Source organism: Arenimonas terrae (assembly GCF_006265115.1).
Classification (GTDB): domain Bacteria; phylum Pseudomonadota; class Gammaproteobacteria; order Xanthomonadales; family Xanthomonadaceae; genus Arenimonas; species Arenimonas terrae.
The window spans coordinates 1,407,046-1,428,712 of the sequence record NZ_SMDR01000001.1 but is presented as its reverse complement, the minus strand read 5'-3'; the positions used below and the strand labels follow the sequence as shown (position 1 = coordinate 1,428,712).

General features: G+C 67.9%; 23 protein-coding genes and 1 tRNA gene. 23 read left to right on the top strand and 1 reads right to left on the bottom strand.

Going from position 1 to position 21,667, the window contains the following annotated elements:
* The first annotated feature begins 148 nt into the window (after positions 1–148).
* Positions 149–430, top strand: coding sequence for an FmdB family zinc ribbon protein (locus tag E1B00_RS06860; protein ID WP_139446938.1), 282 nt, complete (start codon positions 149–151; stop codon positions 428–430).
* A 41-nt stretch (positions 431–471) separates the two neighbouring features.
* A complete protein-coding gene (locus tag E1B00_RS06855; RefSeq protein ID WP_139446937.1) occupies positions 472–1,161 on the top strand; it encodes a hypothetical protein in 690 nt (229 codons plus the stop codon).
* Positions 1,162–1,240: 79 nt separating this feature from the next.
* Here the strand turns inward: E1B00_RS06855 and E1B00_RS06850 are convergent, their stop codons facing one another.
* Positions 1,241–1,987: a DUF3011 domain-containing protein gene (locus tag E1B00_RS06850; protein ID WP_139446935.1), complete on the bottom strand. Its 747-nt coding sequence runs from the start codon at positions 1,985–1,987 to the stop codon at positions 1,241–1,243.
* A gap of 161 nt (positions 1,988–2,148) precedes the next feature.
* On the opposite strand from E1B00_RS06850, the gene aspS reads away from it, so the two are divergent.
* From aspS to E1B00_RS06745, 21 genes are all read left to right on the top strand, one after another.
* A complete protein-coding gene (gene aspS / locus E1B00_RS06845; protein WP_139446933.1) occupies positions 2,149–3,912 on the top strand; it encodes an aspartate--tRNA ligase in 1,764 nt (587 codons plus the stop codon).
* A 4-nt stretch (positions 3,913–3,916) separates the two neighbouring features.
* The gene (locus E1B00_RS06840; protein ID WP_139446931.1) at positions 3,917–4,441 is read left to right on the top strand and encodes a GNAT family N-acetyltransferase; all 525 of its coding nucleotides are present in this window, start codon (positions 3,917–3,919) and stop codon (positions 4,439–4,441) included.
* 8 nt (positions 4,442–4,449) lie between these two features.
* Positions 4,450–5,103, top strand: coding sequence for an esterase/lipase family protein (locus E1B00_RS06835; protein WP_342774274.1), 654 nt, complete (start codon positions 4,450–4,452; stop codon positions 5,101–5,103).
* Positions 5,104–5,162: 59 nt separating this feature from the next.
* A complete protein-coding gene (locus E1B00_RS06830) occupies positions 5,163–5,894 on the top strand; it encodes a YebC/PmpR family DNA-binding transcriptional regulator (protein ID WP_139446929.1) in 732 nt (243 codons plus the stop codon).
* The gene (gene ruvC / locus E1B00_RS06825; protein WP_139446927.1) at positions 5,891–6,418 is read left to right on the top strand and encodes a crossover junction endodeoxyribonuclease RuvC; all 528 of its coding nucleotides are present in this window, start codon (positions 5,891–5,893) and stop codon (positions 6,416–6,418) included. The genes E1B00_RS06830 and ruvC overlap by 4 nt, the downstream gene beginning before the upstream one ends.
* Positions 6,415–7,011 carry a Holliday junction branch migration protein RuvA gene (gene ruvA / locus E1B00_RS06820; protein ID WP_139446925.1) on the top strand — a complete coding sequence of 199 codons (597 nt, stop codon included), beginning with the start codon at positions 6,415–6,417 and terminating at the stop codon, positions 7,009–7,011. Before ruvC ends, ruvA begins: the two co-directional genes overlap by 4 nt.
* Before the next feature lie 44 nt (positions 7,012–7,055).
* Positions 7,056–8,945, top strand: coding sequence for a potassium transporter Kup (locus tag E1B00_RS06815; protein ID WP_139446923.1), 1,890 nt, complete (start codon positions 7,056–7,058; stop codon positions 8,943–8,945).
* Between the two features lie 59 nt (positions 8,946–9,004).
* A complete protein-coding gene (gene ruvB / locus E1B00_RS06810) occupies positions 9,005–10,036 on the top strand; it encodes a Holliday junction branch migration DNA helicase RuvB (RefSeq protein WP_139446921.1) in 1,032 nt (343 codons plus the stop codon).
* The gene (gene ybgC / locus E1B00_RS06805; protein WP_139446919.1) at positions 10,033–10,434 is read left to right on the top strand and encodes a tol-pal system-associated acyl-CoA thioesterase; all 402 of its coding nucleotides are present in this window, start codon (positions 10,033–10,035) and stop codon (positions 10,432–10,434) included. The genes ruvB and ybgC overlap by 4 nt, the downstream gene beginning before the upstream one ends.
* A gap of 24 nt (positions 10,435–10,458) precedes the next feature.
* Positions 10,459–11,232 carry a protein TolQ gene (gene tolQ, locus E1B00_RS06800; protein ID WP_176693178.1) on the top strand — a complete coding sequence of 258 codons (774 nt, stop codon included), beginning with the start codon at positions 10,459–10,461 and terminating at the stop codon, positions 11,230–11,232.
* 44 nt (positions 11,233–11,276) lie between these two features.
* On the top strand, positions 11,277–11,711 hold the full coding sequence (gene tolR / locus E1B00_RS06795; protein ID WP_139446915.1) for a protein TolR: 435 nt from the start codon (positions 11,277–11,279) through the stop codon (positions 11,709–11,711).
* Entirely contained in the window at positions 11,711–12,655 is a 945-nt protein-coding gene (locus E1B00_RS06790; RefSeq protein ID WP_139446913.1) for a protein TolA, read from the top strand. The genes tolR and E1B00_RS06790 overlap by 1 nt, the downstream gene beginning before the upstream one ends.
* Positions 12,652–13,971, top strand: coding sequence for a Tol-Pal system beta propeller repeat protein TolB (tolB, locus tag E1B00_RS06785; protein WP_139446911.1), 1,320 nt, complete (start codon positions 12,652–12,654; stop codon positions 13,969–13,971). The genes E1B00_RS06790 and tolB overlap by 4 nt, the downstream gene beginning before the upstream one ends.
* A gap of 56 nt (positions 13,972–14,027) precedes the next feature.
* On the top strand, positions 14,028–14,531 hold the full coding sequence (gene pal, locus E1B00_RS06780) for a peptidoglycan-associated lipoprotein Pal (RefSeq protein ID WP_139446909.1): 504 nt from the start codon (positions 14,028–14,030) through the stop codon (positions 14,529–14,531).
* A 3-nt stretch (positions 14,532–14,534) separates the two neighbouring features.
* Entirely contained in the window at positions 14,535–15,353 is an 819-nt protein-coding gene (ybgF, locus tag E1B00_RS06775) for a tol-pal system protein YbgF (protein ID WP_139446907.1), read from the top strand.
* Positions 15,354–15,378: 25 nt separating this feature from the next.
* Positions 15,379–16,035, top strand: a complete 657-nt coding sequence (gene queE, locus E1B00_RS06770; RefSeq protein WP_139446905.1) for a 7-carboxy-7-deazaguanine synthase QueE — start codon at positions 15,379–15,381, stop codon at positions 16,033–16,035.
* Between the two features lies 1 nt (position 16,036).
* On the top strand, positions 16,037–16,711 hold the full coding sequence (gene queC, locus E1B00_RS06765; protein WP_139446904.1) for a 7-cyano-7-deazaguanine synthase QueC: 675 nt from the start codon (positions 16,037–16,039) through the stop codon (positions 16,709–16,711).
* A 46-nt stretch (positions 16,712–16,757) separates the two neighbouring features.
* Positions 16,758–16,833: transfer RNA gene (locus E1B00_RS06760), tRNA-Lys, on the top strand.
* Between the two features lie 177 nt (positions 16,834–17,010).
* A complete protein-coding gene (locus E1B00_RS06755) occupies positions 17,011–17,904 on the top strand; it encodes an SDH family Clp fold serine proteinase (protein WP_139446902.1) in 894 nt (297 codons plus the stop codon).
* Positions 17,905–18,430: 526 nt separating this feature from the next.
* The gene (locus E1B00_RS06750; RefSeq protein WP_139446900.1) at positions 18,431–19,255 is read left to right on the top strand and encodes a hypothetical protein; all 825 of its coding nucleotides are present in this window, start codon (positions 18,431–18,433) and stop codon (positions 19,253–19,255) included.
* A gap of 387 nt (positions 19,256–19,642) precedes the next feature.
* Complete coding sequence (locus E1B00_RS06745; protein WP_176693139.1) at positions 19,643–21,652, top strand: ferritin-like domain-containing protein; 2,010 nt, start codon at positions 19,643–19,645, stop codon at positions 21,650–21,652.
* Positions 21,653–21,667: the final 15 nt, after the last annotated feature.

Below are 21,667 nucleotides of genomic sequence, written 5' to 3'. Positions count from 1 at the left end.
TGCGAATTCTAACACATTGATCTTATTGAAAAATCAATCTAGATTCAGTGACTTGCCGGCCGTCGCGACAGGTTCCGGGCTTGAACTCGCAAGGCCCATACCCACTAATGCGCGCACTCGGCCCCGGCCGCCCTGACTTCCCGCGACCATGCCCATCTACGCCTTTGAATGCGCCCAGTGCGGCCACTCGTTCGACCGCCTGCAGAAGATTTCCGACCCCGATCCCACGGTCTGCCCGTCCTGCGGCGCCGAAGCGGTGGGGCGCCAGCTGACGGCGCCCAGCTTCCGCCTCGCGGGTGGCGGCTGGTACGAGACCGACTTCAAGAAGGACGGCGACAAGAAGCGCAACCTCGCCGAAGGCTCCACCGCCAAACCCGAAGCCGCGCCGGCCCCGGCCGCCAAGCCCGCCGACGCCAAGCCCGCGACCTGAGCGGGTTGCCCCGGTCCGACGGGGCGGGGTAGGGTCGGGCCATGAAGACCCTGATCCTTCGCGCGAGCCTGCTCGCCACCGCCCTGGGGCTGGCCGCCTGCGCCGGCGCGCCGGCCGCTTCCTCCGCGCCGGTCGCCATTCCCGGCCTGCCCGAACCGCTGCCGCCGCCGGGCATCGACGAGGCCGGCAACCCGCCCGCGCCCGCCGACGCCTTCCTTTCCGCCATCGCCCGCCACTGCGGCCAGGCCTTCGCCGGCCGGGTAGTGGTGGACCATCCGGCCAGCCCCGACAGCGCCTTCGCCGGCAAGGCCCTGGTGATGCACGTGCGCGACTGCGGCGCCGACCAGGTCCGGATTCCCTTCCATGTCGGCGACGACCACTCCCGCACCTGGGTGCTCACCCGCACCGCGTCCGGCCTGCGCCTCAAACACGACCACCACCATGCCGACGGCAGCGCCGACGCCGTGACGATGTACGGCGGCGACAGCGCCGAGGCCGGCACGGCCATCCGCCAGGCCTTCCCCGTGGATGCCGAGTCGGTGGCGGTGTTCACGCGCGAAGGCCTCGCGGCCTCGGTGACGAATACCTGGGCGATGGAAGTCGAGCCCGGCAAGCGCTTCCTGTACGAGCTCTCGCGTCCGGGCGGCCGCCTGTTCCAGGTCGAATTCGACCTCAGCCGGCCGGTGCCGCTGCCGCCGCCGGCCTGGGGCAGCGAGGCCGCCAAGCCCTAGGGCTCCCGCGGCCCGCCAGCGAAAAGGCCACCCTTGCGGGTGGCCTTCTTGTTTCCGGCGTCGACGGGTCTGGCCGCGGTCAGCGGCGGATGCCGAAGCGCGCCCGGCAGCCGCGGTCGACCCAGATCGAATTGCCGCGGAAGCCCCAGGTGCGGCCCTCGACGCAGGCCGTCTTGGAGATCTGCTGGATCACCTCGGGGCGGCCGTAGCGGGTGTTCCAGGCGCAGGTCGTGTAGGCGTCGTGCACGCTGCTGCAGGTCACGTTGTAGTCGCTCGGCGGTGCCTGGTTCCAGTCGCCGCCCCAGCCGCCGCCGGTATCGACGAATTCGGCGCGGCAGCCGTCCTTCACCCAGATCAGGCCCGGGCGCTGGCCCCACTGCCGACCCTCGATGCAGGACGCGCGGGAAATCTGCCGGGAGACGCGGGCGCGGCCGCGGAAGTTGGTTTCGCACTGCTGGTACTTGCGGTCGTTGCTGTCGCAGCGGATCCGCCCGCCGCCCCAGGCGTTGCCGTTGTCCCAGTCGTTGTCGCCCCAGCCGCCGCCCGGGCGGTTGCCGCCCAGCGACTGGGCCATGTCGGACTTGATGCGGCTGAAGGTCCAGCCGGAGTCGATCTGGGCCAGGTAGAAGTCGCGCTGGTCGCGCGGCAGCTGGCGGCCGCCGGAGATTTCCCGGTATTCGACCTCCAGCACCCGGATCCGGTCCGGCACCGAGAGCTGGCGCAGGTTCTCGGGGGCGTAGGAGCGGGTGGAAACCTGGGCCTGGGCGGCGGGCAGCGCCGCGGCCATGCCTAGGGTCAGTACCGCGACGAGCCATAACCTGGTCATTGCGAGTCTCCTGTTGGGGGGTGCACCGGCCGCATGCCGACTATAGCCCCTGGCCATGAACGCGGCGGGAAGGTCCGTATTTGCGGCTGGGAGGTCCCGGGCCTTAAAATTCAAGACTTTCCGCCACCCGTCCGGGTCGGCGTTTCCCCTCCGGAGTTAGCATGCGCAGCCATTTCTGCGGCCTCGTCGACGAGTCGATGATCGGCCAGACCGTCACCCTCTGCGGCTGGGCCGATGTCGCCCGCGACCTGGGCGGCCTGTGCTTCATCGACCTGCGCGACCACGAGGGCATCGTCCAGGTCGTGGCCGAGCCGTCCGACGCCGCCGGCAATGCCGCCGTGGTGGCCGCCGCCGCCAAGGTGCACTACGAGGACTGCCTGCGCATCACCGGCGTGGTGCGCGCCCGCCATTCGGTCAACGACAAGATCCGCACCGGCAAGGTCGAAGTGCTGGCGACGGAGATCGAGGTGCTGAACAAGGCCGAGCCGCTGCCCTTCCACGCCCACGAGAACGCCGGCGAAGACATCCGCCTCAAGTACCGCTACCTCGACCTGCGCCGCCCCGAGATGCAGAAGATGATGCGCACGCGCATCAAGCTGGTGCAGGCGCTGCGCCGCTACCTCGACGGGCGCGGCTTCCAGGACATCGAGACGCCGATCCTGACCAAGGCCACGCCGGAAGGCGCGCGTGATTTCCTGGTGCCCGCCCGCATGCATCCGGGTGAGTTCTACGCGCTGCCGCAGTCGCCGCAGCTGTTCAAGCAGATCCTGATGGTGGCTGGCTTCGACCGCTACTACCAGATCGCGCGCTGCTTCCGCGACGAGGCGCTGCGTGCCGACCGCCAGCTCGAGTTCACCCAGCTCGACATGGAGTTCGCCTGGGTGCGCGAGCGCGACGTGCAGGACGCCGTCGAGGGCATGATCCGCGCCATCTTCAAGGAAGTGATCGACGTAGAGCTCGATGCCGAGTTCCCACGCCTGACCTGGGCCGAGGCCATGCGCCGCTACGGTTCGGACAAGCCCGACCTGCGCAATCCGCTGGAGCTGGTGGATGTCGCCGAGCTCGTGAAGGCCTGCGAGTTCAAGGTCTTCACCGACGCCGCCAACGACCCCGACGGCCGCGTGGCCGCGCTGCGCATTCCCGGCGGCGCCGCGCTTTCGCGCAAGCAGATCGACGAATACGCCGCCCACGCCGCCAAGTACGGCGCCAAGGGCCTGGCCTACGCCAAACTCGACGAAAACGGCGCGGTGAACTCGCCGGTCGCCAAGTTCTTCTCCGAGGGCGCCTTCGCGGCGCTGCTGGCCGCGACCGGCGCGCAAAAGGGCGACATCGTCTTCTTCGGCGCCGGCGGCTACAACAAGACCAGCGACTTCATGGGCGCGGTGCGCCTGAAGGCCGGCAAGGACTTCGGCCTGGTCGCCGAGGGCTGGAAGCCGCTGTGGGTCACCGACTTCCCGATGTTCGTGTGGGACGACGAGGCCCAGCGCTACGTCGCCCTGCACCATCCGTTCACCGCGCCGGCGGTGGACGACATCGCCGAGCTGCGTGCGAACGCGAAGACGGCCGTGTCGCGCGGCTACGACATGGTGCTCAACGGCAACGAGATCGGCGGCGGCTCCATCCGCATCCACCGCAGCGACATGCAGAGCGCGGTGTTCGAGCTGCTGGGCATCGGCGCCGAGGAGGCCGAGGGCAAGTTCGGCTTCCTGCTCGACGCGCTGCGCTTCGGCGCGCCGCCGCACGGCGGCATCGCCTTCGGCATCGACCGCATCGCCGCGCTGATGGCCGGCACGGAATCGATCCGCGACGTCATCGCCTTCCCCAAGACCACCACCGCGCAGTGCCTGATGACCGGCGCGCCGTCGCCGGTGCCGGACGCGCAGCTGGCCGAGGTGCATGTGATGGTGCGGCCGAAGGCGGAATAAGCCGGTGCAGATCCGCCGCGCCACGCCCGCCGACGCCGAGGCCCTTTCGCGCATCGCCGAAAGGACCTTCGTCGAGGCCTTCGGCCATCTGTACCCGGCCGAGGACCTGCAGGCTTTCCTGCGGGATTCCTACGCGGTCGAACGCCAGCGCGTGATCCTGGAAACCCCCGGCTACGCGGTCTGGTTCCTGGAGCGCGAGGGCGAGATCGTCGGCCACGCTGCCGCCGGCCCCTGCGGACTGCCGAACCCGGACGTGCGTCCGGAAGACGGCGAGCTCAAGCGCCTGTACGTGCTGCGCGAAGTCCAGAACGGCGGCTGGGGCGGCCGCCTGTTCCAGACCGTGATGGACTGGCTGCTGGCGGACGGGCCGCGCACGCTGTGGATCGGCGTGTGGGAGAACAATCTCGGCGCCCAGCGCTTCTACGCCCGCCACGGCTTCGAGAAGGTCGGCGAGCACACCTTCCCGGTCGGCCGGGTGGTCGACCGCGAGTTCACCCTGCGGCGGGAAAAGTCGGCGCCGCCGGCTTAGACTCCCGCCTGGTCCCGCACCCGAGCCATCTCCTGAGCGACACGCCGCGCCAACACGTCGTCCTGCTGCACGGGGTCTGGATGCGCGGGATCACCCTGCTGCCGCTGGCGCGCCGGCTCCAGGCCCAGGGCTTCATTCCGCATCGTTTCGACTACGCCAGCCTGTTCCAGGGGCCGGCGCCCTCGATCGACCGCCTGGCCGCGCAACTGCTGGCGCTCGCGCCGGGGCCGGTGCACCTGGTGGGGCACAGCCTCGGTGGCCTGGTGGCGCTCGAGACCCTGGCCAGCTACCACGGCCTGCCGCCCGGCCGCGTGGTCTGCCTGGGCTCGCCGCTGGCCGGCAGCAGCGCCGCCCGCGGCCTGGCCATGAACCACCTCTCGCCCTTCCTGGGCCGCAGTGCCCGCCTGCTCAAGAGCGGCCTCGGCGGGCTGCCGTCCGGGCGCGAGGTGGCGGTGGTGGCGGGGTCGCGCGCCGCGGGCCTTGGACGGTTCTTCGCCGGGTTCGATGGCCCCAACGACGGCACCGTCGCGGTCTGGGAAACCCGGCTGCCCGGCCTGGCCGAACACCGGGTGCTGCCGGTCAGCCACACCGGCCTGATCTTCTCCGAGGCCGCCGCGACGCTGGCCGCGGGCTTCCTGCGCGACGGCCGCTTCCCGGCCTGAGGGTGCGGCCGCCCGCGGCCGTATAATCGCCGCCTCGCCACACGTCAGAGCAGCATTCCATGGGCAGATTGATGGCCATCGAAGGGCGCAAGAACGCCCAGGACGCCAAGCGCGGCAAGGTCTTCACCAAGATCATCCGCGAGATTTCCACCGCCGCGCGCCTGGGCGGCGGCGATCCGAAGGGCAACCCGCGCCTGCGCGTGGCCGTGGACAAGGGCCTGGCCGTGAACATGTCGCGCGACGTGATCGAGCGCGCCATCAAGAAGGCCACCGGCGAACTCGAGGGCGTGAGCTACGAGGAGATCCGCTACGAAGGTTATGCGCCCGGCGGCGTCGCCGTCATCGTCGACTGCCTGACCGACAACAAGGTGCGCACCGTCGCCGACGTGCGGCACGCCTTCAACAAGTGCGGCGGCAACCTGGGCACCGACGGCTCGGTCGCCTTCCTGTTCAAGAAGCTGGGCGTGTTGAGCTTCGGCCCGGGCAGCAGCGAGGACGCGATCACGGAGGCCGCCATCGAGGCCGGCGCCGACGACGTCGCCAGCTATCCCGAGGACGGCCTGGTGGAGGTGCTGACCGCGCCCGAGTCCTTCGAGGCGGTGAAGTCCGCGATGGCCGCCGCCGGCTTCGTGCCGCTGCAGGCCGAAGTGACGATGCGCGCCGAGAACGACATCGCCGTCGTCGGCGACGTCGCCCTGCAGGTCAAGAAGATGCTCGACATGCTCGAGGACCTGGACGACGTGCAGAACGTCTACTCCAACGCCGACCTGGGCGACGTCGCCTACCAGTGACCCGCATCCTCGGCATCGACCCGGGTTCGCAGCGCACCGGCATCGGCCTGATCGATGTCGACGCCACGGGCAAGTACAGCTTCGTGCACTGCCAGATGCTGAACCTGCTGGTGGATACCGAGGACTTCCCGGCACGCCTGGGCAAGCTGGTATTCGACCTGGAAGAGGTGCTGGAGCAGTGGCGGCCGACGGTGGTCGCCATCGAGACGGTGTTCATGGAAAAGTCGGCGATGTCGGCGCTCAAGCTCGGCCACGCCCGCGGCGCCGCCATCGCCACCGTGGTGCGGCGCGGCCTGTCGGTCAGCGAATACGCGCCGCGCGTCGTCAAGCAGTCCCTGGTCGGCAGCGGTGCCGCCGACAAGATCCAGGTGCAGCACATGGTGAAGCTTTTACTCAGCCTCGGTGAGCGCAAACTGCAGGCCGATGCTGCCGATGCCCTCGCCGTCGCCCTGACCCACGCCCACATGAGCGCCACCACGGGCCGCACTGGCCTGGCCACTGCCTTGCTCCGGAGACGTCGATGATCGGCCGATTGAAGGGTCAACTCGTCTACAAGGCGCCGCCGGCGCTGATGGTGGACGTGGGCGGCGTGGGCTACGAACTTTCGGCGCCGATGAGCACCTTCTACGACCTGCCCGAGGTCGGTCGCGAGGTCACGCTGTTCACCCATTACGCGGTGAAGGAAGACGGCGTCGCGCTGTACGGCTTCCTCACCGAGTCCGAGCGCCGCCTGTTCCGCGAGGTGCAGAAGGTGACCGGCGTCGGCGCCAAGATCGCCCTGGCCGTGCTCTCGGGCGCCAGCGTCGACGACTTCGCGCGCTTGGTGCAGGCCGGCGACATCACCGCGCTAACGCGCATTCCCGGCATCGGCAAGAAGACCGCCGAGCGCATGGTGGTCGAGCTGCGCGACCGCGCCGCCGATTTCGCCGGCGGCGTGGCCGTGGTCACCGGCAGGGGCGGCGCCGTGCCGGCCGACCCGATGGCCGAGGCGTCGGTGGCGCTGCAGCAGCTGGGCTACAAGCCCGCCGAAGTGCAGAAGATGCTCAAGCAGGCCGAGCCCGGCGACAGCGCCGAACACATCATCCGCAAGGCGCTCAAGTCCGTCCTGCGCGGCTGATCATTTTTTCTCCCCTCCGCATCCACTCGCCTCCGGGCACATCCATGACAACTTCCCACCACGATGGCGCCGCGGCGCCGCGCACCTGGCCATTGGTGATCGGCGCGGTCGGCGTCGTTTTCGGCGACATCGGCACCAGTCCGCTGTACACGCTCAAGGAGGCCTTCGGGCCGCACTACGGGCTCGATGCCCGGCCCGAGAACGTGCTGGGCGTGCTGTCGCTGATCCTGTGGTCGCTGGTGCTGGTGGTCACGCTCAAGTACGTGGCCGTGCTGATGCGCGCCGACAACCGCGGCGAAGGCGGCATCCTGGCGCTGACCGCGCTGGTGCAGCGCAGCCTGCCGATGGCGGCGCCGCTGTCGTATACGGTGGGCATCCTGGGCATCTTCGGCACCGCGCTGTTCTTCGGCGATGGCGTGATCACGCCGGCGATCTCGGTGCTGTCGGCGGTCGAGGGCCTGGAGGTGGCGGCGCCCGAGCTCAAGCGTTTCGTGCTGCCGATCACCCTGGCGGTGCTGGTGGCGCTGTTCACCGTGCAGAAGCACGGCACCGAGAAAGTCGGGCGCATCTTCGGTCCGATCACCTGCCTGTGGTTCCTGGCGCTGGCCGTGCTGGGCGTGGTCGAGATCGCGCAGCACCCGGCCGTGCTCGAGGCGGTGAACCCGGTCTGGGCGATCCGCTTCTTCGTCCACCACGGTGTTGTCGCCTGGCTGGCGCTGGGGGCGGTGGTGCTGGCGGTGACCGGCGGCGAGGCGCTGTACGCCGATATGGGCCACTTCGGGCGCCTGCCGATCCGCGTGGCCTGGCTGGGCCTGGTGCTGCCCGCCCTGCTGCTGAACTATTTCGGGCAGGGCGCCTTCATCCTGACGCATCCCGGCGACGTCTCGAATCCGTTCTACGAGCTGGTGCCCGGCTGGGCCCTGTATCCGATGATCGTGCTGGCGACCCTGGCCACCGTCATCGCCTCGCAGGCGCTGATCACCGGCACCTTCTCGGTGGTGCGCCAGGCCATCCAGCTCGGCTACCTGCCGCGCATGCAGATCGTGCACACCTCCGACCGCACCGAAGGGCAGATCTACATGCCCTGGGTGAACCGCGCGATGCTGCTGTCGGTGATCGCGGTGGTGCTGGGCTTCGGCAGCTCCAGCAACCTGGCCATCGCCTACGGCGTGTCGGTGACCGGCACGATGATCATTAGCACCATGCTGCTGGTGATCCTGGCCAAGCTGCGCTGGCGCCTGCCGGGCTGGCAGGTCTGGCCGCTGGCCCTGCTGTTCCTGAGCATCGAGGCGGCATTCTTCTCGGCCAATGTCATCAAGTTCGTCGAAGGCGCCTGGTTCCCGCTGGCGTTGGGCGTGGTGGCGTTTGCCCTGATGCGGACCTGGCGCCGCGGCCGTGCCCTGGTGCACGCGCAGGTCAACCGCGACAGCCTGCGCATCGAACACTTCGTCGGCAACCTGGTGGCGCACCCGCCGACCCGGGTGCCGGGCACCGCGGTGTTCCTGACACCCTCCAACCAGTACATGCCGCCGGCCATGCTGCACAACCTCAAGCACAACAAGGTGCTGCACGAGCGCAACGTGCTGCTGAGCGTCGAGGTGCTGGGCGTGCCGCGCGCCGACGAGGCCGAGCGGGTGGTGCACACCGACCTGGGCCACGGCTTCGCGCGCCTGACCCTGCGCTTCGGTTACCTCGAGGACCCGGACGTGCCGCGGGCGCTCAAGCATTGGGCCATCCCCGGTCCGAAGTTCGAGGTCATGGAAACCACCTACTTCGCCAGCCGCGAGTCCCTGAGCGCCAAGCCGGGGCAGGGCATGGCGATGTGGCGGGACAAGCTCTTCCTCTTCATGTCCCGCAACGCGACCCCGGCCACCGAGTTCTTCCACATCCCGGGCAACCGACTGGTGGAGCTGGGCACGCAGGTCGTGATCTGAGGCCCTCGGACCGCGCCCCGGCGCGGTTTTCCGGCCGTTACCTGCCATAATCGGCGCCCATGGAAGACACCCGCGTCATCGCCCCCGGCGCCACCCGCGAAGACGACCTGGCCGAGGCCAGCATCCGGCCCAAGCGGCTGGACGACTACCTGGGCCAGCAGCCGGTCCGCGAGCAGCTCAAGATCGCCATCGAGGCGGCCAAGGGCCGCGGCGAAGCCATGGACCACGTGCTGATCTTCGGGCCGCCGGGCCTGGGCAAGACCACGCTCAGCCACGTCATCGCCAACGAGCTGGGCGTAAACCTGCGCCAGACCTCGGGCCCGGTGATCGAGCGCGCCGGCGACCTGGCCGCGCTGCTGACCAACCTGCAGCCGCACGACGTGCTGTTCGTCGACGAGATCCACCGCCTCTCGCCCGTGGTCGAGGAAGTGCTGTACCCGGCGATGGAGGACTTCCAGATCGACATCATGATCGGCGAGGGCCCCGCGGCCCGCTCGATCAAGCTCGACCTGCCGCCCTTCACCCTGATCGGCGCGACCACCCGCGCCGGCTTGCTGACCGCGCCGCTGCGCGACCGCTTCGGCATCGTCCAGCGCCTGGAGTTCTACAGCCCCGAGGAGCTGACCCGGATCGTGCGCCGCTCGGCGACCATCCTGGGCATCGAATGCGCCCCCGACGGCGCCGGCGAGATCGCCCGCCGCAGCCGCGGCACGCCCCGCATCGCCAACCGCCTGCTGCGCCGCGTGCGCGACTACGCCCAGGTGCGCGCCGGCGGCGTCATCACCCGGCCGGTGGCGGACGAAGCGATGGCCATGCTCAAGATCGACGCCGAGGGTTTCGACTCGCTCGACCGCCGCATGCTCGGCATGATCATCGAGAACTTCGGCGGCGGCCCGGTCGGCGTCGAGTCCCTGGCCGCGGCCCTGAGCGAGGAGCGCGGCACACTCGAGGACGTGATCGAGCCCTACCTGATCCAGCAGGGTTACCTGGTGCGCAGCGCCCGGGGCCGCATGGTGACCCACAAGGCCTACAGCCACCTCGGCCTGAAAGCGCCGAAAAAACAGCTGGATCCAGACCTTTTCGAGCCATGACGGCCGCTCCGTTCAGCTTCCCGATAAGGGTCTACTGGGAGGATACCGACGCCGGCGGGGTGGTCTACCACGCCAGCTACGTGCGGTTCCTGGAGCGCGCGCGCACCGAATGGCTGCGTGCCCAGGGCGTCGGACAGCAGGCCCTGCGCGAAAGCGAGGACCTGGTGCTGGTGATCCGCGACATGACGCTCGATTTCCACAAACCCGCGAAACTCGATGACGAACTGCTGGTCAGTGTCGTCATGACCGAGCGCCGCAAAGCCAGCCTGCTGATCGAGCAGGAAGTTTCCCGGGGCGACCAGGCCCTGGTCCGCGCGACCGTTCGCGTGGCCTGCCTGGTGGCCTCCAGTTTCCGACCGCGCCCGCTGCCCGAGTGGCTGGCCGCGGGCAACCCCTGATCCGCCGGAGTCCACACGATGTCCCTGACCCACGCCCTGATCCTCGCTGCCGCGCCGGTGACCGAACTGCCGCCGGAAGCGCTGCCGGCCGCCGCCGAGGCGGTCGCCGACGCCGCGGGGCACGGCGGCATCAGCTACGTGCAGCTGCTGCTCTCGGCCAGCCTGCCGGTGCAGGTGATCATGCTGCTGCTGGCCCTGGGCTCGCTGCTGAGCTGGGTGATCATCTTCCGCAAGAACCGCGTCTACAGCCGCGCCACCGACGAGGCCGACGATTTCGAGGGCCGCTTCTGGTCCGGTGTCGACCTGACCCAGCTCTACCGCTCGGCGACCGACCGCAACCGCGTGGTCTCGGGCCTGGAGGCGATCTTCGAGGCCGGCTTCCGCGAATACGCCCGCCTGCGCCAGAAGAAGGGCCTCGATTCCCGCACCCAGCTCGAGGGTGCCCAGCGCGCCATGCGCGCCACCTTCGCCCGCGAAGTGGACCGCCTCGAGCACAACCTCGAACTGCTGGCCAACATCGGTTCCACCGCGCCCTACGTGGGCCTGGTCGGCACCGTGTTCGGCATCATGGTGACCATGCACGGCCTCGCGTCGGACCAGCAGGCCAGCATCGCGGCTGTTGCGCCGGGCATTTCCGAGGCGCTGTTCGCCACCGCCATGGGCCTGTTCGTGGCCATCCCGGCGGTGTGGGCCTACAACCGCTTCGCCACCAAGGTCGAGCGCCTGAGCGTGCGCTACGAATCCTTCGCCGAGGAGTTCTCCTCGATCCTGCAGCGGCAGTCCCACGTCGAGGAGTGAGCGGCCAACCCCGTTCCCCCCGACCACACGTTGAGAGCTGACGCATGTCCGCCACCATCACCCGCCACCGCAAGCGCAAGAAGCTCAAGGCCGACATCAACGTCGTGCCCTACATCGACGTGATGCTGGTGCTGCTGATCATCTTCATGGTCACCGCGCCCCTGCTCAGCCTCGGCGTGGACGTCGAGCTGCCGCAGGCCAAGGCCAAGCCGATCGAGCAGCAGAAGGACCCGGTGATCGTCTCGGTCACCGCCGACGGCGCCTACACGCTCAAGCTCGAGGGCGGCGACAACGAGCCCATTGACGCCACCACCCTGCAGGCCAAGGTCTCGGCCTTCGTGCGCGCCAACCCCGAGGTGCCGGTCTTCGTGGCCGGCTCCCGCGACGCCGATTACGCCACCGTGTTCGACACCATGGTCCTGCTGCAGCAGGCCGGCGTGCCGCGCGTGGGCCTGATGGGACAGCCCCCGGAAAAGTGATGCACGCCGAGGCCCTGCGCCAGCACGAAGTGAAGGACGACCTGGCGACGCCGGTCCTGATGGCGGTCGCCCTGCATGTGGCCATCGTCGTCGTGCTGCTGCTCGCCGGCTGGTGGCAGCCGATGCCGAAGATGGTCTCGGTGGCCGGCCCGGTGGTCGAGGCCTCCCTGGTGGTGTCGCCGGCCGATGTGCGCGCCGCCGAACAGACCGCCGCGGAAGCGCCCAAACCCGCCGAGGTCGAACCGATCGAAGCCGCGCCGCCCCCTCAGCCGCTGCCGGCCCCGCAGCCGCAGACCGCCGAAGAGCAGATCCAGCCCGAGCCCCAGGAAGCGCAGCCCGAGCCGGCGCCGGTGGACCAGGAGGCGGTCGCGCGGCTGGCGCTGGAGCAGCAGCAGGCCAAGGAGCGCGAGGAGCAGGAAGCCAAGCGCCGCCAGGAACAGATCGACCTGACCGAACGCGAGAAGCAGGCCGAAGCCGAGCGCAAACAGCGCCTGCGCGCCCAGCTCGAGGAAATCCGCAAGGAGCGCGAGGCCGCCGAGCGCCGCACGAAGATGGAAGAGCAGCGCCTGCAGCAGCTCGCCGACGCCCAGGCCAGGCCCGCCCCGACCCCGCAGCCCGCACCCGCGGCCCCCGCCGGCGGCAACAACGGCACCGACACCGACCTGGCCGCGCGCTACGCCCTGGCCATGCACCAGACCGCCGACGCGGCCTGGAACCGCGCCCTGGCGCCGGAGCGCGTACCCTGCAAGGTGCGCTTCACCCAGATCCCGGGCGGCGAAGTGATCAACGTCCAGTTCCTGTCCTGCGGCTTCGACGACCAGGCCCGCGAGTCGGTCGAGCGCGCGCTGCGCCGCGGCCCCATGCCCTATGCCGGCTTCGAGCCGGTGTTCTCCCGCCAGATCGACCTCACTTTCTGCCACCCCCAAGAGGCCTGCCCACGATGAGACGTCTCCTTACTTTCCTGGCGCTCGCGCTGCTGCTGCCCGCGGGCCTCGTCCGCGCGCAGGGCCTCGACATCGGCATCGTGTCCGGCCGCGAGGGCGCCCTGCCGATCGCGATCGTGCCCATGCCCTACCTGGGCACCAACGTGGCACCCGACACCGACGTCGCCGCGGTGATCCGCGCCGACCTCAACCGTTCGGGCCAGTTCAACGCCCTGTCCGAGCAGGACGTGATCGAGAAGCCGATCCGCGGCGGTGAGATCAACTTCCCGACCTGGCGCGTGCTCAAGCAGGACTTCATCGTGGTCGGCCGGGTGCTCGACAGCGCCGACGGCGGCTACCGGGTCGAATACGAGCTCTACGACGTGGCCAAGCAGCAGCGCCTGCTGGGCATGGCGGTGGACGGCCACGCCCGCGGCATGCGCGGCGTCGCCCACCAGATCGCCGACCAGATCTACGAAAAGATCCTGGGCGTGCGCGGCGCGTTCTGGACCCGCATCGCCTACGTCATCGCCAACGGCGTGGGCGAGGGCACCCGCTATTCGCTGGTGCTGGCCGATGCCGACGGCTTCAATCCGCACGTGCTGATCCCCAACCGCGCCGAGCCGATCCTGTCGCCGGCCTGGAGCCCGGACGGCCGCAAGGTCGCCTTCGTCAGCTTCCGGCGCGGCAACTCCTCGATCTACATCATCGACATCTACAGCGGCGTCGGCTTCGAGACCCCGATCGCCTCGTTCCGGGGCATCAATGGCGCCCCGGCCTTCTCGCCCGACGGCCGCAAGCTGGCCCTGACCCTGTCCAAGTCCGGCAACCCCGAGATCTACGTCATGGACCTGGCCAGCAAGCAGCTGACCCAGGTGACCCGCCACTACGGTATCGACACCGAGGCGGTCTGGACCCCGGACGGCCAGTCCCTGGTCTTCACCTCGGACCGGGCGGGCAAGCCCCAGCTCTACCAGGTGCCGGCCACCGGTGGCGACGCGACCCGCGTCAGCTTCCAGGGCGATTCCAACGCCCGAGCCAGTATTTCCTTTGACGGCAAGAAGATAGCTATGGCGCAGGGCAGCGGAAACGTTTATCGTATTGCCGTTCTTGACCGCAGCTTTGGCGGTGCGGGGCGCTGGTCGACACTGTCGCCGGGCAACCTCGACGAGTCGCCCAGCTTTGCCCCGAACGCCAGCATGCTGCTGTACGCCACGAAGGAAGGCCGTCGTGGCGTGCTGTACGCGGCTTCGGCCGACGGCAGGGTCAGGCAGCGATTGGTATCAGCTGAAGGTGACGTCCGGGAGCCCGCCTGGTCACCTTACCGGCAGAGATAGTTAGGACGGGCCACAAAACAACAAGCTCCATCACTGCATCCGAATAGAGGGTTCCCATGAACATCACCACCCGCGTGCTGCTTGCCGCTTCCGTCACCGTCGCCCTGGCCGCCTGCTCGAAGAAGGTCAAGGAAGAGGCGCCGGTCGCCGAGACCACCCCGGCCGTCACCGCCCCGGTTTCCGATGGCCGCTTCACCCCGGCCGACCTGGACACCAACGAGTGCCTGCGCCAGCGTACCGTGTACTTCGACTTCGACCAGGACACCCTGCGTCCGGAGTTCCAGGCCATCATGGCCTGCCACGCCAAGTACCTGAATGACCGTCCGGAATCGCGCATCACCCTCGAAGGCAATGCCGACGAGCGTGGCACCCGCGAGTACAACCTGGGCCTGGGCGAGCGCCGTGGCAATGCCGTCTCCGGCGCCCTGCAGGGTGCGGGTGGTTCGGCCGGCCAGCTGACCGTCGTGTCCTACGGCGAAGAGCGTCCGACCTGCACCGAGACCAGCGAGACCTGCTGGCAGCAGAACCGCCGCGTCGAAATCGTCTACACCGCGAAGTAAGCGATGGGACGTCAGCGCATCCTTTGCGTTGTCACCGTGGTGGCCGCCCTCGTGGCGGCCACCCCGGCCATGGCCCAGCGCCTGAGCCTGGCCGAACGTGTCACCAAGCTCGAGAACGCCGCCAACGCCCAGAACCTGGACGCCGGCCGCAGCAACCTCGAAGCGCAGAACCAGATCGTCGAGCTGCAGACCGAAGTCCGCTCCCTGCGCGGCCTGGTCGAGACCCTGCAGAACGAGATCGAGCAGCTCAAGCAGAGCAACCGCCAGCAGTACATCGACCTCGACGCCCGGCTCGCCCGGCTTGAGGGCGGTGCGCCCGCCGCGGCCCCTGCCTCCCCGAGTTCCACCGCCGCGGCTCCCGCCACGGCTGCCAATGCCCCGGCCACGGGCCCGTCGTCCGCAGGCGCCGCCCCGGCCGCCACGGTCGATCCCGCCGCCGAGGACGCCGCCTACCAGGCCGCGCTCGACGCCCTGGTCGAACGTTACGAAGCCGCCGACTCGGCCCGCCTGTTCCAGGCCTTCATCCGCGACTATCCGCAGAGCGCCCTGCTGCCCAACGCCTACTACTGGCTGGGCGAGAGCTACTACGTCACCCAGAACTACGAGCTGGCGCTCGAGGCCTTCCGCACCCTGCTCGGCCAATACCCCGGCTCGCGCAAGGAAGCCGACGCCCTGCTCAAGACCGGTTACTGCCAGATCGCCCTGGGCCAGCGCGCCGAAGGCGAGACCACGCTGCGCGACCTGACGGCCCGGCATCCGGGCACCGACGCGGCCGGCAAGGCCGAGAGCCGCCTGCGCACGCTCGCCCTCGAAAACCGCTGAGCCCGGCCCCGCGCCGGCAACCGCCATGGACACCCCGGCCGCCGAGCGCCTGCGCCTGACCGAAATCTTCCTGTCCGTGCAGGGCGAAGCCCGCGCGGTCGGCTGGCCCACCGTATTCGTCCGCCTCACCGGCTGCCCGCTGCGCTGCCAGTACTGCGACACCGCCTATGCCTTCCACGGCGGCGAGTGGTGGGACATCGAGGCGATCCTGGACGAAGTGGCGAAACACGGCGCCCGCCACGTCTGCGTCACCGGCGGCGAGCCGCTGGCGCAGAAGCGCTGCGGCGTGCTGCTGGAAAGACTCTGCGAGGCCGGTTACGAGGTGTCGCTGGAAACCTCGGGCGCGATCGACATCGCCGGCCTCGACCCGCGCGTCAGCCGGATCGTCGACCTCAAGACGCCGGGGTCGAAGGAAATGCACCGCAACCGGCTCGAGAACATTCCGCTGCTGACCGCGCACGACCAGGTGAAGTTCGTCATCTGCGACCGCGCCGACTACGACTGGGCGCGCGGCATGGTGGCCGAACACGGCCTGGCCGACCGCTGCGACGTGCTGTTCTCGCCGTCCTTCGGCCAGGTGGCGCCGCGCGAGCTGGCCGAGTGGATCCTCGCCGACCGGCTGCCGGTGCGCTTCCAGATGCAGCTGCACAAGGCCCTGTGGGGCGACGAACAGGGACGTTGAGATGAAGAAGGCGGTGGTGCTGGTCTCGGGCGGCATGGACTCGGCGGTGACGCTGGCGCTGGCGCGCGAGCAGGGCTTCGCCTGCCATGCGCTCAGCGTGTCCTATGGCCAGCGCCACACGTCGGAACTGGCGGCCGCCGCCGAACTCGCGGTTGTGCAGGGCGCGGTGCAGCACAAGGTGGTCACCATCGACCTGCGCAGCATCGGCGGCTCGGCGCTCACCGCCGACATCGCCGTGCCGGAAACGGCGGGCGAGGGCATTCCGGTGACCTACGTGCCGGCGCGCAACACCATCATGCTGTCGATCGCGCTGGGCTGGGCCGAGGTGCTGGGCGCCGACGACCTGTTCTGCGGCGTCAACGCGGTGGACTATTCGGGTTATCCGGATTGCCGCCCCGAATTCGTCGAAGCCTTCGAGCGCCTGGCCAACCTGGCCACCCAGGCCGGCGTCGAGGGCCATCGGCTGAAGGTGCACGCCCCGCTGATCCGGATGTCGAAGGCGCAGATCGCGCGGGAAGGCCAGCGCCTGGGCCTGGACTTCAGTCGAACCGTGTCCTGCTACCAGGCCGACGACCAGGGCCGTGCCTGCGGCCGCTGCGACGCCTGCCGCCTGCGCGCCGAGGGTTTCGCCGCCGCCGGCCTGGCCGACCCCACGCGCTACGCGCCGCGGGCCTGATGGGTTAGAATTCGCGCCCTGCGCCGCAGGGTGCAGCGTGTCATGTGGGCCGTTAGCTCAGTCGGTAGAGCAGAAGACTTTTAATCTTTTGGTCGAAGGTTCGAATCCTTCACGGCCCACCAATCGAATCAAGCACTTGCCATTTCACCGTTGGTCAGAAAGTGATCAGGGTGAAAAAATCCGTGAAAAACTTCAGTCGGGGTGTCCTAGGTCGGATGCTCCTTGCGGCCGCAACCTGCATTGGTTAGCGTTCGTAAGCCTAAACGGGGAAGGCGCTGGGGGAACTATGAGGAAGCATCGTGGGCTCTCCTAAGTCGGAGGACTTAATCGAGGGCGCTCTTTTGGGCTTCAACGAGCAGCTATCTGAAGCGATGGCTGCTGAAGTCATATTCGTTGGTTGCCCAATGACTCCGCCTTGGGATGACGTACTGCGGGTGTCGGTCGAGTCGCTCGCCGAGGCTCGCAAGCTGCCCGAAAAGCTGATCGTCGTGCTCGAGACCGGCGGTGGCTACATCGAGACTGTTGAGCGGATGGTTCGCGTTATGCGAACGCATTTCGCCATTGTGGATTTCGTTGTACCGAATTTCGCTTACAGCGCGGGCACCGTTTTGGCGCTATCCGGCGACGATATATGGATGGACTACCACTCCGTATTGGGGCCCATCGATCCGCAGTATGGATCTCCGAACGGCAACTATGTTCCTGGAATGGGATATCTCGCTAAATATCAGGAACTTGTTGAGAAGATTAATGCTGCTCCCGATGCGTCAAAGGTCAGAGCAGAGGTCGCGTTCCTCGTCGAGAAGTTTGATCCGGCGCATCTTTTCCGGATTGAGCAGGCAATTGAGCACTCGAAGACCCTCCTCAAGGCGTGGCTGCCGAAGTACAAGTTCAAAGATTGGGAGCGACGCACGACATCCGGTGCTGTTGTTTCGGCTGCCGACAAACAGGTTCGCGCAAATCAGATCGCGGAAACGTTGGGCGACGCCGCAAAATGGCACTCACATGGCCGTGGCATTACTTGTGATGACCTCGGCGACGAAGAGATTAAACTGAAGATTAACAATTACGGAAAGGATGCCCACCTGCGGACGGCGATCCGGAACTATTACAGCCTTCTGGGGGACTATCTAGGGAAGCGTGACTGGAAGGCGGCCATACATACCCGGAACGGCTTTGGAGGTATGCAATGAACCCTTACGAAGAGCAGTTTCAGCGATTTCGCGAGTTGGACTCTCTTGGCGCAGAGAGGGAAGAGATGAGGGTTTCCCGTGCTTCGCGAGCCCCTTTTCGAGATGAGCCAGACCATTCTGCCGAAGCTCATCTTCCCTATACCCAGCCGCCCAGCTTCCTAGGGCAGAAGTGGAAAAGGGCAAAGCAGTCTTGACTTTTATAGTGCTTTGTGGTAGGCTCGCGGCGCATCCGCTTTAAGGGCGGCCGCTTCTGAAGCAACGCTTCAGCAGGCGAAGCCCAAAGCGGCCGCCCTTAAAGCGGATGCGCCGCGGCCACAAACCCTTATCTTTCAAAGACTTATATCACCATGCGTTTCGAGAGATTCTCTCAATGGCGATTCGAAGTCCGCCCCGAATATGTCGGGGCGCGCTCGGTGTTGGCCGAAGACTTCCGCCGCCGCAAGGAAGAACTGGCTGAGTACGCACGTCAGCCTGAAAAGAAGATGGCTGTACTTCTTCCTGTTCGGGATTTGGGCGCCAGGATTCAGTGGCCGATCCGGTTTCGCTAAAGGAACGGACCGGCTCGCTACTGCGTGTCTATCCGAGGGAAGAAGCGACTTTACTGATCGCCGGCCAAGCACTCGCGACTTGGGCTGATCTCTTTCGCGTGCCATTACCCCCGGCGTTAGATTCCGGCGTGACCCGCGATCTTGATTATTTTGCTGACGGTGCGACTGCCCGTAGACATTTCGAGTGGCTGATCGCTCAGGGCTTCGACGCGAAAGTGTTTCTCCCTGAGTTGGGGGACGCCACATCGAACACAGCAAAGATCGTCGTCAACAATCTGCCCGGATTTCCCAAAGGATTGGAAATCGACTACATGGGCTGCGTTGCCGGGTTCGACGACGAACACGAGGAACGTAGGTTGCATAGCCGTTCTGTCGTCATCGAACTGGATGATCCCCCGCTGCGAATTGCGGTTATGCATCCTTTCGACTGCTTGAAAAGCAGGATCCATAATCTCGACCGATTTTCATCAAAACGAAACGAGCGAGGAGTTGCCCAGAGCCAGCTGGCAATTATGGTCCTTCACACTTTTCTTTTGCAGTCGTGCGGATCGAGAGAACAGGTTCGGCAGGTCGCGCTTCCGGTTATCGAGCGAGTAATCGATCTGGCTTTGTCTCGTGTCGGACGATATGTCTACCGCGAATTCGGAATTGACGTGTTGGATTGCGTCCCTGCCGACGCCGTTGGTGGGAACTTCCAATCGAAAAGGTGGCCCGCCGCCGTTCGGCAAGTCGCTCGACGGCGTGCCGGGCGTCGGAACGGAATTGCGGCTGCAAACTCCAAACGCGTCGAAGTTAGTGGGTGAAAAATTCAGGCCCATATAGTTTTTTTGTGCGTGTTCCACGGGGCGAAGGTGAAAAATTCGCTAGCCTAAGCGCTTGATCGAGTAGAAAAACTTCCCTCCCTTTTAATCTTTTGGTCGAAGGTTCGAATCCTTCACGGCCCACCAGCTTTTCGGCATTCGCCTCAAAGCTCCCTCGATTTGCGAAGAGCGCAAATCGCGGGCCCCGGTGCTCATCTCCCAATCCCCGCGCCTTCGGCGCGCCCCCTTCACCAAGGGGGCTTTCCTCCATGGGGATCCCGGCTTTGTCCTCCGCGCTATCGGTTTTGGTTCTGCCGATCCCCCATCCGGGGGAGCGCGGGGCTGGGTGCGGGGACTAGTATCTGTTCGGGCGTCGGACGGGGAATGGGCGTGGCCGAGCGGATCGTGGTGCCGGATTCCAGGGAGCAGCTCTGGGCCCTGTTGTTCGAGGCGGCGGAGATCGAGCACAACCTGATGTGCTGCTACCTCTATGCCTACTTCAGCCTCAAGGCGTCGGCGGACGAAGGGCTGACCGCGGACGAGTTCACGGCGGTGCAGCGCTGGCGCGGCGAGATCCTGGACGTGGCCATCGAGGAGATGTCGCACCTGGCCATGGTCTGCAACATCCTCTCGGGCCTGGGGGCGCCGGCGCACTACGCGCGCATGAACTTCCCGATCCCGCCCGGCGCGCATCCGGCCGGCGTGGTGGTGAAGCTGGCGCCGTTCAACCTCGAAACGCTCGACCACTTCATCTATCTCGAGCGCCCGGACACCGTGGAGATCGCCGACGGCCGCGGCTTCGAACCCACCCAGCACTACGTGCGCCCTCTGCAGGCCGACCGGCTGATGGCCGGCACGATGGACTACCGCACCGTCGGCCAGCTGTACGAGGCCATCAACCTGGGCATGGCGCGGCTGTCCGAACGCCTGGGCGAACGCCAGCTCTTCATCGGCGAGGTCGTGCACCAGATGTGCCCGGAGGTGGTCGCCCTGCCGCACCTGAAGGTGGTGCGCTGCCTCAAGACCGCGCGCGAGGCGATCGACGCGATCGTGCGCCAGGGCGAAGGCGCCGACGCGGCCGAAACGCGCTCGCACTACCAGCGTTTCCTGGCCGTCCGCGCCGAACTGCTGGCGCTGCGCGAGGCGCGCCCGGACTTCGTGCCGGCGCGCCCCGCCGCGCACAACCCGGTGATGCGCCGCCCGCCGACGCCCGAGGGAAAGATCTGGGTGACGCTGGAGCCGGCATCGAGCCTGATGGACGTGGGCAACGCCATGTACGCGCATTCGCTGCGCTGCCTGGCCCTGGTCTATGCCGGCGTGGACCGCACGGTGCAGCGCGGCCTGGCCTCGGCCAGCGTCGAACTGATGCGCCTGATGACGCCGGTGGCCGTGCACCTGACCACGCTGCCGGCCAATCCCGACCAGCCGCACTGCACCGCCGGCCTGAGCTTCGCGACGCTGCGCTCCGCCGCGACGCTGGCGGTCGGGCCGGGCACGCTGCCGGTGCTGGTCGAGCGGACCCGCGAGATCGCCGCGCGCGCGCTGGCGGTGGCGGCGCGCGACCCCGGCTCGGCGGCCCTGATGCAGGCGACGGCAACCGGGCTGGAGACACTGGCGCGCCGGCTGTCCTCGCTGTCGATGGCGCCGGCGACGATCGCGCCCGCCCCGGTCGCTGCGTCATCACCTGCAGCCACCGCGCCCTTGCCTCCGGCCGCGGCGCCCCGTCCGGCGAACGGCGCCGCGCCGCCGACTCCCGTGCCGCAGCCCGACGGCTCCGAACGCATTCCCGGTGGCGCCGTAGACCTGATCTATTTCGGCAAGCGCTGCATCCACGCGCGCCACTGCGTGCTGGGCCAGCCGAAGGTATTCAAGGCCAATGTCGAGGGCCCCTGGATCGATCCGGCCGCGACCAGCGTCGAGGGTCTGCTGACGGTCGCGCATCTGTGCCCCTCGGGCGCGATCGGCTACCGGCGCAATGACGGCGGCCCGGAAGAGGCCGCGCCGCCGATCAACCTGCTGCAGCTGCGCGAGAACGGGCCGCTCGGCCTGCGCGCGGAGATGCTGCTCGACGGCGAGCCCATCGGCATGCGCGCCACGCTGTGCCGCTGCGGCGCCTCGAAGAACAAACCGTACTGCGACGGCAGCCACAACGAGATCGCCTTCCAGGCCACGGGCGAGCCGGCGACACGCCCGACCGAGCCGCTGCTGCAGCGCGGCGGCCCGCTGCGGATCGAACCGGAGACCAACGGTCCGCTGGTGGTGTCGGGCAACCTCGAGCTGTGCTGCGGCACCGGCCGCACCTTCGACCGGCTCACCTCGGTGCGCCTGTGCCGCTGCGGCGGGTCCGCCACCAAGCCCTATTGCGACGGCAGCCACCGCCACAACGGTTTCAGGAGCTGAGCGCCACCGCGGCGG